Here is a 13,098-nt window from a genome sequence, read left to right on the forward strand (position 1 = left end):
TCCATTTATGAATAACGTCCGGAGGTTTTCTAAAACTCAATATTTCTTAATACTCCATCAAATAAGCTTTAATGAAATCATTGATCTCACCATTCAACACTGCATCCGTGTTAGAAGTCTGATGGTCCGTGCGGTGATCTTTCACGCGGCGGTCATCCAATACATAACTGCGGATCTGAGAGCCCCATTCGATTTTACGTTTGGAAGCTTCCACTTCTGCGCGTGCTGCATTACGTTTTTCAAGCTCGATCTGATAAAGACGCGATTTCAATAAACGGATTGCAACTTCCTTATTCATCAGCTGAGAACGTTCCTGCTGACAAGCGATGATAATTCCGGATGGTTTATGATGCAGACGAACTGCCGTTTCCACCTTGTTCACATTCTGTCCACCAGCACCACCAGAACGGTAGGTATCCCAGGTAATATCAGCCAGATTGACATCAATTTCAATCGTATCGTCCGCCAAAGGATATACATAAACCGAAGTAAATGAAGTATGGCGGCGGGCATTGGAATCAAAAGGTGAAATGCGGACAAGACGATGAACGCCGTTTTCCGACTTCAAATTTCCATAAGCATATTCACCGGAAATTTCCAATGTTACTGATTTGATACCTGCTACATCTCCATCCTGCAAATCTACCTCGCGAACTTTGTATCCGTTTTTCTCCGCCCACATGATGTACATCCGCATGAGCATTGATGCCCAGTCCTGCGATTCAGTACCACCGGCACCGGAGTTAATTTCAATAACGGCCGGAAGTTCGTCACCTTCTTCGCCCATCATTTTGCGGAATTCAATTTCGTCAAGTTTCGCTTCCAGCTTTTTGCCTTCTTCATCTACCTCTTCTTCGGTAGCTTCGCTTGCATCATAAAATTCCCAGATTGTATCCAGGTCATCGCGTAATCTTGAAAGATCTTCAAATCCTGTTGTCCAGAATTTAAGTCCGCGAATTTCCTTCATTGTTTTCTCAGCCCGCTCCGAGTCGCCCCAGAATTCTGGTTGAGAAGTTTGTTGTTCAAGGTCGTCTAGCTGTTTTTTACGGTTAGCGTAGTCAAAGATACCTCCCCAAAGCCTCTACACGGGCCTTCAAGTCTTTCAATTGATCAAGTGTCATTGAATTTTTTGAATTTATAGTTATTAATTTATTTAGTCAATTATTGTCAGGGGTAGTCATGAAATTGTCAGGAGTAGCCAGGGAATTGTCAAGGGTAGTCAGGAAATGGTCAGGAAGTTGTTAGCGATCCTTGACAATCCTTGACAAAACCTGACTATAATTGACCACAACATGACATTTCATTTCCCAATCGTCCTGATATAGTTATTAAGTTTCACCGATAATGATTCGCAAAGTTGGCTTAATTCTGTGAATTTTTCTATGCTTATCAGATTTCTGTTTTTTGCTTTTGCAAGCCAGGTTACTGTCTCCTTTAAAGAACCACGGGCGTAGAAGCAAAAGTTCAGATTTTCTTTATAATGATACCGACCATAACCTTCCGCAATATTTGCCGCCACAGAATCCGCTGATCTCACCAGTTGTTTACCAATTGTATCCTTAATAAAATAGCTCCAGGCATCAGCAAGTTTCCATACCTCTTCACCTAACGTCATCGCCATCTGATAAATATGCAGCTCTTCAAGTTTCATAAAATAGTGGTTAGTCAACAATAAATCATGACTATAAATACGCATTACCGACGATCTGGTAACTTAAAAACAATACCAGACCAAAATGACTTCCCCCTGGTCGTCAGGAATTTGTCGTTTGTAGTCAGGAAATTGTCAGGGGTTGTCAAGTGTAATCAGGAAATTGAGAGTGATGCCTGACTATAAATGACCGCGCGGCGGACCGCAACCCTTGACAATACCTGACAATCATGACTATTTCCTGACCATTCCTGACGATTACCTGCCGTTTTCATAACGATATTCACTACCTTTGCATGAAATTTTTGTCAACCCATTTCTTTCAAATAAAAATACTAGAAAATGGCTCAAACGTATGACGTGATTGTGGTTGGTAGCGGTCCTGGCGGATATCCGGCAGCTATCCGTGCTTCCCAATTAGGACTAAAGGTAGCAATTGTAGAAAAGGAACTTTTAGGTGGGATTTGCCTTAACTGGGGCTGTATTCCAACCAAAGCTCTTCTTAAAAGTGCACAAGTTTTTGAATATATTAAACATGCAAAAGACTACGGCATTAACGTAGGCGAATCATCTGCTGATTTCGGAGGCGTTATCAAACGTAGCCGTGGCGTTGCAGATAGCATGAGCAAAGGAGTTGCTTTCCTGATGAAAAAGAATAAAATCGACGTCATCATGGGAACAGGTAAAGTGAAAGGTGTAAAAACAGTTGAAGTTACTGATAAGGACGGAAATAAAACTGATTATACTGCTGGTAAAGGTGTTGTGATTGCAACAGGAGCGCGTGCACGTGAATTGCCAAATATTAAAATTGACGGTACGAAAGTAATCGAATACCGTAAAGCAATGAGCCTTGAAACACAGCCAAAAAGTCTTTTGGTAGTAGGTTCAGGTGCGATCGGTATGGAGTTTGCTTATGTGTATGCAACCATGGGAACGAAAGTAACGGTTGTTGAATTCCTTCCAAACCTTGTTCCGGTTGAAGACGAAGATATTTCGAAAGAAATCGCGAAACAATACAAAAAACTGGGTGTTGATACTTTTGTTAATTCTTCTGTTGAGAAAGTTGACACAAGTGGAAACGGTTGCAAAGTGACTGTTAAAACACCGGACGGAGAAAAAACTTTTGAAGTTGATGTTGTGCTTTCAGCAGCTGGTATCGTTTCGAATATCGAAAATATCGGTCTGGAAGAAGCAGGTATCAAAACGGATAAAGGTAAAATTTCTGTCAACGAATGGTATGAAACCAACGTTCCTGGTTTCTACGCAATTGGTGACTGTACGCCTGGACCTGCTTTGGCACACGTTGCTACTGCGGAAGGTATCATTTGCGCAGAGAAAATTGCAGGTCACAAAACGGAAGCTTTGGATTATGGAAACATTCCTGGCTGTACGTATTGCCAGCCTGAAATCGCTTCTGTTGGTTTCACTGAGAAAAAAGCAAAAGAAGCTGGTTACGATATCAAAGTGGGTAAATTCCCATTCAAAGCATCTGGTAAAGCTACGGCTGCCGGTGCTACGGACGGTTTCGTAAAAGTTATTTTTGATGCAAAATATGGTGAGTTCCTTGGAGCACACATGATTGGTACAAACGTTACTGAAATGATCGCAGAGGTTGTGGTAGCCCGTAAACTGGAAACTACTGCTCACGAAATCATGCGTTCAATTCACCCACACCCAACGATGTCAGAAGCTTTGAAAGGAGCAACTGAGGCGGCGTATGGTGAAGCAATTGATTTGTAATAAGGCTTTCGGCTGTCGGCGATCAGCTTTCGGCTTTTAGAAAATAATGTTAAAACCCCGGAGGATTTAGGTCTTCCGGGGTTTTTGTTTTTTGGACGACCACACAGTGAGATTACATCATTGAAATGGTTTATATTGAAATTTCTATAACTTTATATTACCACCAATTCAGCAAAGGCATGTCCCATAGTGACCTCCATACAAAATCGCAGTATTCTGAAAATATAGAAAACTTCAGTCGGCTTAATCGTTTGGCAGGAAAACTATATCGTTCGAATCCACTAAATAAGAAATTGATTTGTATGGATATTAGTAGTGAAGATGTGCAGCAATTGTTAAAAAGTCTCAATGACTTCAAGGTAAAATATCTTCTAATAGGAGGAATGGCTGGTGTTGTTCATGGGCATATTCGTACTACTCAGGATATGGATCTTTGGATAAAAAACGACCTTGCAAATACAAAAGCCCTAGTTAACGCCTTATCCGAAAATGATGTGGTTGGTAGCGATTTGCTTTTAAATATGCCGCTTATTTTCGGTTATACTTCCGTCCGTTTTGGAATGTCAGGATTTGAACTTGATTTGGGACATTCACTAAAAGCATTTTCAGAATCTGATTTTGATGCTTGTTATGAAAGAGCTTTACAGGCAGATCTTGATGGAATTCTATTTCCTGTTATTCAGCTTAGGGATTTAATTACGGAAAAAGAGGCAACAGGACGAAGTAAGGATTTGGCTGACATTGAAGAATTGCAGCGTATTTGGGAAGAGCACAACAGTTAGGGTGTAATTATCTTTTTTTTTGGAATCAAAACTTCGAAAGTCGTTAAGCGTGTCAAAATCTAAAATCAATTCTGACACACTTATACATTACTTAACTTTCTGACGACGTTGCATCGCTTCTCTCCAGGTTGTCAGAATAATACCTTCTTTCTCAATATACTTTCTTAATTCCGGATCGATCATCGCCAGAAAATCGCCTTCGCGGGTTGGATATGAATCTGTGATTTTTGGAAAAACTTCGGTATGGATCGTGCAGTGCATGATCACCATCGTAAGGCCGGGTTTGATGTTTTTGATAGCCTGGATGTATTTTTGCGTTTTATATTTTTGAAGTGCTTTTTCAGACTTATCGCCAGATTCAGGACCTTTCCAGCCATAACTTGAATTCTCTAAATCGTCCAAAACAGGCAAACCGGCGTCCCAAAGCTGTTTTCCAACCATTTGTGTCATGGCGAGCTGGTCAGCAATTATTTTTTCCTGAACCTGGACGACAGAATTATGTCCGCCCGGAAACATGACCGGAATTTTTTCTTCCATACCTACTTTCAGATAACGCTGTAAAAATTCAGGCGTAGCGAAAAGCGTTCCCATGTGCGAATCCAGATGCGTTGGTGTGAAACCCATCGTTCTTGCCCGATCAAGTTGTGCCCGGATTTCTTTTTCAACTTCATCCGGCGTGGCATTTTTGACGACATCCCCGACACCTCTCCACATTGCACCTTCGGAATCTACTAAACCTTTAACCTGGTTTTTGCCGGCAAGCGGTCCCCAGCGATAATCTTTCCATTCAGAAGTCAACGTCAAATGCAGCCCCGCATCTATATCCGGATTTTCTTTTAAATAATGAACAAAACCTGGTACCCATCCGCAAGGCATCATCACGCTTAACGAATTGGCAACGCCTTCTTTAATTGCTTTTATCGCTCCCTGGTTGGATTCATATGACATACCAACATCATCCACGTGGATAATCAAAACCTTTTTCCCTTTTGGATAACCGAGTTTTTCAGCAAAAGTCTGGTCTGTGGTTTGTCCGTGTAATAGGTGTGTAACCAGTAGGAATAATATTGATAACGATCTCTTCATAAAGTATTTAATTTGTTATGTTTGAAGCTTAGTACCATTCTTTTAACTACTATACGCACAATGAAACACTTTGTACTATTTTTCCTACTTGTTTTGTTTCCTGAAATCACTGCAAAAGCGCAGGAATCCAAGGCGAGGGAGATTGTTGGACTGGCTTTGAAAGCGCATACTTCCGGGAAAAAAATCGAACGGTTTGAGGTTTATGCAACATACGATAAACCAAGCAAAGCACCAGCCTCACTTCACCAGCCTGACCCATTTCTAAATTTTGTGGATTCATTGATGAAAACTTTACCAGATTCAATACAAAAGGAAATGGCAGCTCAGAAGATCATAGGAGATGAAGAACTATTCAAGACTATTGAGGAGGAACATGCTGGTGTTAAGGAGCTTAATTTTGTTGATCTTCCATTAAAGATAATTGCCAGTACTAGCGTAAGACCAAATCGTCTAAGAGGAAATAATGATACAACAAGTACTTTGTTTGATTTTAAAGATTCCTATTTATTGTCAATTGCTTTTAAATTTAATCCCGTTATCCTTTTACACGTTATGGAGCAGGATTCTACTCAATTACATTATATCGGGAAAGCGACGATTGATAATCAAGATTATTTTCTGGTACAAGTGAGGGTCGTTAATAAGTGGCTCGAAGTATATTTTGACGCAAAAAGTTATTTAATGAGCAGATTGTCAGAGCCCTTGGTAGACGAAGATCCTTTGATTGGACAAGGGCCTCTTCTATACAGTCATATTACTTCTTATAAAAACTACGAGCTAAGAAATTCTTTTTTATTGCCAACTCGGGTGGAAGAAACGAATACTAATTTACCCTTTACTAATAACAAATTAATTACGTGGGTAAGTATCAATAAAGTTTTTCCTGCATCAGTTTTTGATCCGCCGCTTACTTATGAAGAAAAGATTAAATTTTCATTCGAGCATATTGGCGATAATTTATTTGTGATGGAAGAAAAAGCAAGTTACTTAAACAGTCGATCAAAAATCAGGACGAATTCAGATAATACCATTGACATTTTTACAAATCTGTCTAATAATGATTTACAAAATAAAAAGGAGTTGAAGGCAATCAATTTGCAGTTCAAAAATCCTAAGATTAGCAATATATATAGTTCAGTATATCTTTCTGGATTTTCATCGCTTTCCTGTTTTTTCTCGAAAGAAATCCACATAAAGGCGCCAAAAGCAACCGGGATTTTCGCGGACCAGAATACTTATGGTAATCCTGTGGAAGATTCAGTTCAGGTGGCAGTCAGGGCGAGAGGCTTATTAACAACCTTTGATCAGGATTTTGAAACGGAAACTGAAAAGGCATTCATTTTAAATCCCAGTGCAAACCAGGAACATAATAACATCTGGGTCGCATATTATTTGAAGAATAACAAAGTGATTTATCTGGAAGGATATGCCCATAAAAACTTAAAAAATGAAAATAATACAGTTGCACCAGGTGAGATAGCACTGATGAAATTAATTCAAAGCAAATCCTTAGATGTCGAAAAAATTGTCTTCTCAAAATCTTTTACTGATGATGCCCCGCTTTTCGTAACCTTCGCTGAATTTGAAAAAAGGGTAAAAAATTCACTCCCTTCTTCAGACAAGGCAGGCAAAAAGTAAGTTGTGCATGCATTCTCGGATACAATACCATCACCCTTTTCTCGTTATTTGCCGACAATTACACCCCGGAACCAACGCATGAAATTTTCCCGACATTTACTTTTCGGCTTACTTTTTACTACCGTATCTTCTGCTGAGGCTCAGCATTTTGCGTTGAGCCGTCTTTTTTACCCAAATGTTACTTTAAAAGCAGACTACAATGTGCCGTCAAATCTGGGTGGCGGTACGGGAAAGGAATATGGTCTGACACGCAGCGGTTTTTTTGGTGTTATTCCAATTCAAAGTGAAGTGCAGTTGGGGTATAGTTTAAAGAAAAAGTTCGATCTGCGTGCGGTACATACGGTTCTGTTAACTCAATTCACACAACTGCAACCTACCCTTGACGGGAAAAATATACCTGATAACGGTTATAAAACATTGTCGCTCGGTGTGATCAGGTTGCAGGCCAGTATCAAGGACCGGCTTTGGGTATATGGAGGCGGATTGGGTATGACGGAAAGTAACGAAACATTTTTCACGCCTCAGCCTTTTTTCTGGGGAGGTGCAGCACGAATGCATATTTTAGGACTGCATACGCAAATTATGTACGGTTCAATTTTGGCTTACAATCAGAAACTTCGCTTTGTTCCGGTTTTTGGTGTAAACAAAAGATTTGGACGAGACTGGCGAGTTTCGGCTTTGTTGCCTTTTATGATGAATGTAAATTATCGGTCGACCAAGTGGTTTAATGTGGATATGCTGGCCGGGTTGAACGGTTATAGTGGCGGTTTCCAAATACAGACACCGGAAGAAAAAATGCTGCGTCGTGAGAATTATCGTCAGATTAAGTTAGGTGTTTCAGCGAATGCTCATTTATTTACAGTGCTGAATATTTCTTTGGAAGCTGGGGTAACCACTTTTCGTCAGCTGAAAACTTTTAATAGTGCACGTGAGACACTTACCGCTTATACGCCTGGGACTACACCCTACATAGGAGCCAGTGTTCGTTATATTACGAGTAAATCAAAATTGTCCAACCGCTTTACCCGTAAGATGGGTCTAGGTGGGGGTGGTGGAATTAACTGGTAGCAAAAATATTTACAGAATATTCATTATTTCAAAAGTGCTACGGGTGCAGAGCACCCAAATATTTGTAGGAAAGGCGATTTAGCTCCTAAATAATTAGGTGCAGCGCACCGGGATAACTTGTTCTAAACTAATCCGAATTTCTCTGCTTCTGTTTTTAATAACGCTTTATCAATTGGTACCACACCAACCAATTCGCAAACCAAGCCACCACCCAGATTTGAAATTCCGGCAATTGATCGAGGCGGAAGTCCAAGGGCAACACAACAGGCTGCAATACTGATTACTGTATCTCCTGCGCCGGACACGTCAGCGATTTGACGAATATGTGCAGGAAGTTTGTGGATTTCTTCTTCAAAATCGATATAAACGCCTCTTTCTGAAAGTGTAATCAGTGCGCCTTTTGCTCCTAAAGTTTCCTTTAATTGCTCAACCGTCTGTCTTAACTCTTCGGGATCGTCAACGTTAAATTCTACTTTCAATCCTTCACGCAACTCTTTCAGATTTGGTTTGAAAAGTGTTACGTTATTGTAGGATAGGAAATTGCGTTTTTTGGGATCTACGACTGTCGGAACATTATGTTCGTTTGCATATTCTGTAATTTCTGCAATCGCCTCAGCCGTCAGAACGCCCTTGTCGTAATCTTCGAAAATGATTACACTGCTGGAAGGAATCAATTCTTTTGCCTTACTGACTAATCTGTCTTTTTCTTCTGTAGAAATAGCCTTATCCGTTTCCGTATCAATTCTGACAACTTGCTGAGAGCCAGCTATAATTCTTTCTTTAATTGTTGTAATGCGGCTTTCACTGCGAATCAAACCTTCACAGTTTAACCCCTTCTCAATCAGACTTTTTTTCAGCGAATCACCAGAGGCATCTGTTCCAATAACAGTACAAATGATAGCTTCTGCACCCAAAGCCTGAACGTTCAAAAGTACATTTCCCGCACCTCCCAGGCGAAATTCACGATGGCTTACATTGACAACCGGAACAGGTGCTTCCGGAGATATACGTTCGACCTTTCCCCAAACGTAAGAGTCGAGCATAACGTCACCGATGACAAGAACACGTAAAGAATTGAATGCTTCAAAAACCTGATGGATATTCATTAAATCTAATTTAGGCCTGGTTTCCCGTTGTTGATGAAAGAAATTTAACAGCGATCTCTTAAAGTACGGCCGTCAAAATTCGTACAAAGGTCTGAAAAAATCAAACCTATCAAACATTAACAACAAAATGCATGCTTGTAATTTGAAAACGTTTGTTAAGATAAAGGCGATGTGCGTCGGTTCGGGTTGCGCTAACTCCTGAGTCTAAATGAACCTGCGCATAACCTTCCTTTTTTGCATAATCCAATATCCAGTCGACCAATTTTCCGGCATAACCTTTCCCGCGGTTTCCAGGGAGTGTTGACAAGTCGTCAATATAAATATATTTTCCACGGAATAGATTGTAACCAATCTCAAAAACAGCAACCGCTGCGGCCTGGTTTTCTTCTTCAATAAAAATAATTTGACGGTTGTCTTGAAGGGTTTTTTGAACGGCTTCAAGATATAGCTCGTCCGTTAAAACAGGCCGCAGCGCCTGGATAGCACTGCGGCATTTAAGAATGTCGCTTTCCGTTACGACAACTTGTATGTCTGTCATACCTGAGTTCCAGGAAAAGATAGGTTACTAAGATTATGTCCCATTTTATCACGCTTGGTCAACAGATATTTTTCATTGTAGGGATTTGAGGGAATTTCAATAGAAACTGAATCAACAATTTCCAGTCCGTACCCGATTAAACCGGCACGTTTTTTTGGGTTATTTGTGATCAGTTTTATTTTGGTAATGTCGAGATCCCTCAGGATTTGTGCACCAACGCCATAATCGCGTTCATCACTACCAAAACCCAGTTCAATATTTGCTTCTACCGTATCCCGGCCCATTTCCTGAAGCTTGTAGGCTTTTAATTTATTTAACAAACCAATTCCACGGCCTTCCTGATTCATATAAACAATTACGCCTTTACCTTCTTTATTGACCAAATCCATGGCCGCATGAAGCTGTGGGCCGCAATCGCAACGGCATGAACCGAAAATATCACCGGTCATACAAGAAGAATGAACGCGCACCAAAACAGGCTCATCTTTTTCCCAGGTGCCTTTTACCAAAGCCAGATGCATATCACCGGTATTAATCTGACGATAAGCAATCAGATCAAAATGGCCCCATTCCGTAGGCATATCAACGCCGATTTCTCTTTTAATAAGAGATTCTTTACGTAAACGATATTCAATTAAATCTTTAACACTAACCAGTTTTAAATTAAAGCGATTGGCAATTTCCCTAAGCTGAGGCAAGCGGGCCATAGAGCCGTCTTCATTCAAAATTTCAACCAGAACACCCGCAGGAGCTAATCCGGCAAGTCTTGCAAAATCAATGGCCGCTTCTGTATGTCCGGTACGTCGTAAAACGCCACCTTGTTTTGCTCTCAATGGAAAAATATGTCCTGGGCGCCCAAGATCAGCCGGGATTGTCGATGGATTTACAAGCGCCTGAATTGTTTTTGCACGGTCGCTGGCTGAGATTCCGGTAGTACAACCATTGCCGAGCAAATCAACCGAAACGGTAAAAGCAGTTTCATGAAGGGCGGTATTATTTCCAACCATCATGTCCAGTTCCAGTTCAACACAACGCTCCTCTGTAATAGGCGCACAAATGAGTCCGCGGCCTTCTTTGGCCATGAAATTGACGATTTCTGGTGTAACCAACTCAGCGGCACAAATAAAATCACCTTCATTTTCACGATCTTCATCATCAACGACAACTATCATTTGTCCGTTTTTGATCGCTTCAATGGCATCTTCTATCGAATCCAGTACTATGGAATTACTATTATTATTCATTATTCGGGTAGACAAAAAATAGTTTTACGGGAAAACACGTTTTAGGATATAAAGGTACAGTCTTAATCTCGAAATGTTTAATTTTGACCTTCAATGAGTGAACAATCCATTTTTCAGATGGGTTTCAAAATAGGCCATTTCGAAGTTCTAAGTGCTCGTATTTACTATTAGTTCAGAGTTCATGAGAATACCATTACTGTCGTTTTTTTTTGTTTTTTATATATTTCAATTCTCTTGTGTTTACGGACAGGAGATTGTTGGGGGAGGAATGTGTGATGCGCCAATCAAAGGTGCTTTCGAAGTTTCTCCTTCTTATGTTGGTTGTGGAAAATTAGAAGTAGATTTTATAAACACATTAGCTGGCGCAGATAATGTGGCCTACATTCCTAACTACGATCGAGTAAGCCCAATTGGTGAGGCTCCAAAAGAATTATCTGCCACTTACAATACTGTGGGAACTTATACAGTTTTGCAAGTGGGTAGTAAGGGGGTGGGTTTTTCATTGTGCAAGCAGGTTCATGTTCTTGAAAACAAGAAGATTGACGCCTCTCTTGAGATTTCTTGCGGAAAATTGGCACTAGTGAAAATCGTCGAAAATAATATATCGAAAGCATACGACTATGTTGAGATTAATTGGGGCGATGGAGATATTTCGGAATGGAGGCCAGGAAGTGGAAATATAAACCATGGTTATTCCGGCGCGCTTCAAAAGATTTCAGTTCAAGGTAAATACAGCTCTTCTTCCGTAAATTGTAGTGGTCAAGTCGGATTTTTAGATCCAGCAAACGTTGAAAATTCCATTGAATCCATTCAGATAAATAGGGTTGAAATGCAGGAGGAGGGAATTATCTCTCTGCTTTACAAAGGAAAGGAAGGAGTATCAACCGAAGTCTTTTACTCTGAATTAAATGGAGATTACCTGAGCACAGGAAAAGTTACAGATACAAACCAAACAAGCAGTATTAATATTGACAAAAACGTAGATTCAGAAAAGGAATATATACTTAAATTGACATCGCCCAATAGTTGCGGTGGCAATATTGACAGCCGAGAAGTTAAAACAATGGTTCTGGAAGCCACGCCGCTGGAAGGAGAAATTTCATTAAAATGGAGCCGCTACATTGATGATAATGATTTTGTAGGGTATCAACTTTTTCGTGATGGTGCTCCAATCCAAAGTTTCACCTCAATCGATGAGTTGACTTTCAGTGATAAAGACCTGGATTGCAACACAACTTACAAATATCAGATCGCAGCCTCTACAAGCCAGGTAAACTCGTTTTCAGCGCCCAAAAGTGCAAAAATGCTGAGCTCGACACCTGATAACATTGAAGGAGCAAGTGTTACGGTGACGGACAATAATTTGATTACAGCAGATGTTGTATTAGGTGAAAATGGATTGACTAATTCCTACAATCTGATTGTTGAGCGAACTGAGCAGGGGAGTGCAAACTTTGTAAAAATATCTGATGATCAGAATCAGGATCTGCGTTTTGAAGATAAGGGTGTAAATACGGCTACGACGTCTTACTGTTACCGTTTCAAATATGAAAATTCCTGTCAGCTAAGTACAGATTTTACTGAGCCGGTGTGCTCTATTTTGCTTCGCCAGTCCCCGCAAGAACTAACCTGGAATAATGCGGTTCCATTTACCGAAGGCCTGGATTCTTATGCTGTCATTCAAAATGAATCCAACACCCAGACGCCGGTTGGATTAAGCACAAATTATCAGCTTGACCTGAATAATCAACCCAAAACTGAATTTTCATTCCGCATCACTGCAAAATCGAAAAGTGGAAATTTGGTAAGTTTCTCAAATCCGATACGGTATGAACAAAATGTGATGTTGTTAATACCTGACGCTTTTACGCCTAATGGAGATAACATCAATGAAAGATTTGAAATAAAAGGGCTATTTGTAAATTCATTTAAAATCTCTGTTTTTAATCGCTGGGGACAAGTTGTTTTCCAGTCCAGCGAAATCCTTAATAGCTGGGACGGAACAATAAATGGAGCGCTGGCGCCGGGAGGATATTATACGTACAAAACAGAAATTACTGACATTGAAAATAAACCTTTTGTGAAGGAAGGAACTGTATTCCTGATCAGGTAACTAACCGTTTATTAAATTTTTGAGAGATATTTAGATTGAAAATGAAGGACTTAATTGATAGTTTTTTAAATTTGGTTCTTTGATAGATTGACTCGACGTAAACCACTCATGCGAAATATGCTGTAAAAAGTA

The 13,098-nt window shown here is 40.2% G+C and carries 11 protein-coding genes; 5 read left to right on the top strand and 6 right to left on the bottom strand.

The genetic code is table 11. The features are described from left to right. Positions 1–46 precede the first annotated feature (46 nt). Both prfB and L0657_RS18250 read right to left on the bottom strand, forming a co-directional pair. A protein-coding gene (gene prfB, locus L0657_RS18245; RefSeq protein ID WP_235152194.1) for a peptide chain release factor 2 occupies positions 47–1,121 on the bottom strand; the annotation gives its coding sequence in 2 pieces (ribosomal slippage) (positions 47–1,060 and positions 1,062–1,121; 1,074 coding nt in all). Between the two features lie 179 nt (positions 1,122–1,300). Beyond that, complete coding sequence (locus L0657_RS18250; RefSeq protein WP_235152195.1) at positions 1,301–1,651, bottom strand: four helix bundle protein; 351 nt, start codon at positions 1,649–1,651, stop codon at positions 1,301–1,303. Positions 1,652–1,993: 342 nt separating this feature from the next. Between L0657_RS18250 and lpdA the strand changes: the two genes are divergently transcribed. Beyond that, on the top strand, positions 1,994–3,391 hold the full coding sequence (gene lpdA / locus L0657_RS18255; RefSeq protein ID WP_235152196.1) for a dihydrolipoyl dehydrogenase: 1,398 nt from the start codon (positions 1,994–1,996) through the stop codon (positions 3,389–3,391). 125 nt (positions 3,392–3,516) lie between these two features. After that, positions 3,517–4,173, top strand: a complete 657-nt coding sequence (locus L0657_RS18260; protein ID WP_235152197.1) for a nucleotidyltransferase — start codon at positions 3,517–3,519, stop codon at positions 4,171–4,173. Positions 4,174–4,260: 87 nt separating this feature from the next. On the opposite strand, the gene L0657_RS18265 is transcribed toward L0657_RS18260, so the two are convergent. Beyond that, a complete protein-coding gene (locus L0657_RS18265) occupies positions 4,261–5,259 on the bottom strand; it encodes a polysaccharide deacetylase family protein (RefSeq protein ID WP_235152198.1) in 999 nt (332 codons plus the stop codon). A gap of 60 nt (positions 5,260–5,319) precedes the next feature. On the opposite strand from L0657_RS18265, the gene L0657_RS18270 reads away from it, so the two are divergent. Together L0657_RS18270 and L0657_RS18275 are read left to right on the top strand one after the other, a co-directional pair. Further along, positions 5,320–6,897, top strand: coding sequence for a hypothetical protein (locus L0657_RS18270; RefSeq protein ID WP_235152199.1), 1,578 nt, complete (start codon positions 5,320–5,322; stop codon positions 6,895–6,897). A gap of 78 nt (positions 6,898–6,975) precedes the next feature. Beyond that, on the top strand, positions 6,976–7,965 hold the full coding sequence (locus L0657_RS18275; RefSeq protein WP_235152200.1) for a hypothetical protein: 990 nt from the start codon (positions 6,976–6,978) through the stop codon (positions 7,963–7,965). A gap of 122 nt (positions 7,966–8,087) precedes the next feature. Here the strand turns inward: L0657_RS18275 and L0657_RS18280 are convergent, their stop codons facing one another. The 3 genes from L0657_RS18280 to L0657_RS18290 form a co-directional block, all read right to left on the bottom strand. After that, complete coding sequence (locus L0657_RS18280) at positions 8,088–9,071, bottom strand: bifunctional heptose 7-phosphate kinase/heptose 1-phosphate adenyltransferase (RefSeq protein ID WP_235152201.1); 984 nt, start codon at positions 9,069–9,071, stop codon at positions 8,088–8,090. A gap of 109 nt (positions 9,072–9,180) precedes the next feature. Beyond that, positions 9,181–9,609 (bottom strand): GNAT family N-acetyltransferase, encoded by a 429-nt coding sequence (locus tag L0657_RS18285; RefSeq protein WP_235152202.1) that lies wholly within the window; start codon positions 9,607–9,609, stop codon positions 9,181–9,183. Beyond that, entirely contained in the window at positions 9,606–10,853 is a 1,248-nt protein-coding gene (locus tag L0657_RS18290) for a bifunctional 3,4-dihydroxy-2-butanone-4-phosphate synthase/GTP cyclohydrolase II (RefSeq protein WP_235152203.1), read from the bottom strand. The genes L0657_RS18285 and L0657_RS18290 overlap by 4 nt, the downstream gene beginning before the upstream one ends. Before the next feature lie 181 nt (positions 10,854–11,034). Here L0657_RS18290 and L0657_RS18295 point away from each other — a divergent pair, with 181 nt between their 5' ends. Then, positions 11,035–12,966 carry a gliding motility-associated C-terminal domain-containing protein gene (locus tag L0657_RS18295; protein WP_235152204.1) on the top strand — a complete coding sequence of 644 codons (1,932 nt, stop codon included), beginning with the start codon at positions 11,035–11,037 and terminating at the stop codon, positions 12,964–12,966. Positions 12,967–13,098: the final 132 nt, after the last annotated feature.

It is taken from the genome of Dyadobacter sp. CY345, from assembly GCF_021502725.1.
In the GTDB taxonomy this organism is placed as follows: Bacteria; Bacteroidota; Bacteroidia; order Cytophagales; family Spirosomataceae; genus Dyadobacter.

Excerpts from the sequence above, each read along its gene's own strand:
- L0657_RS18270 (WP_235152199.1), top strand. The coding sequence starts at position 5,320 with ATGAAACACTTTGTACTATTTTTCCTACTTGTTTTGTTTCCTGAAATC.
- L0657_RS18295 (WP_235152204.1), top strand. The coding sequence starts at position 11,035 with ATGAGAATACCATTACTGTCGTTTTTTTTTGTTTTTTATATATTTCAA.
- L0657_RS18265 (WP_235152198.1), bottom strand. The coding sequence starts at position 5,259 with ATGAAGAGATCGTTATCAATATTATTCCTACTGGTTACACACCTATTA.
- L0657_RS18250 (WP_235152195.1), bottom strand. The coding sequence starts at position 1,651 with ATGAAACTTGAAGAGCTGCATATTTATCAGATGGCGATGACGTTAGGT.
- L0657_RS18275 (WP_235152200.1), top strand. The coding sequence starts at position 6,976 with ATGAAATTTTCCCGACATTTACTTTTCGGCTTACTTTTTACTACCGTA.
- L0657_RS18280 (WP_235152201.1), bottom strand. The coding sequence starts at position 9,071 with ATGAATATCCATCAGGTTTTTGAAGCATTCAATTCTTTACGTGTTCTT.
- L0657_RS18260 (WP_235152197.1), top strand. The coding sequence starts at position 3,517 with ATGGTTTATATTGAAATTTCTATAACTTTATATTACCACCAATTCAGC.
- L0657_RS18290 (WP_235152203.1), bottom strand. The coding sequence starts at position 10,853 with ATGAATAATAATAGTAATTCCATAGTACTGGATTCGATAGAAGATGCC.
- L0657_RS18285 (WP_235152202.1), bottom strand. The coding sequence starts at position 9,609 with ATGACAGACATACAAGTTGTCGTAACGGAAAGCGACATTCTTAAATGC.
- lpdA (WP_235152196.1), top strand. The coding sequence starts at position 1,994 with ATGGCTCAAACGTATGACGTGATTGTGGTTGGTAGCGGTCCTGGCGGA.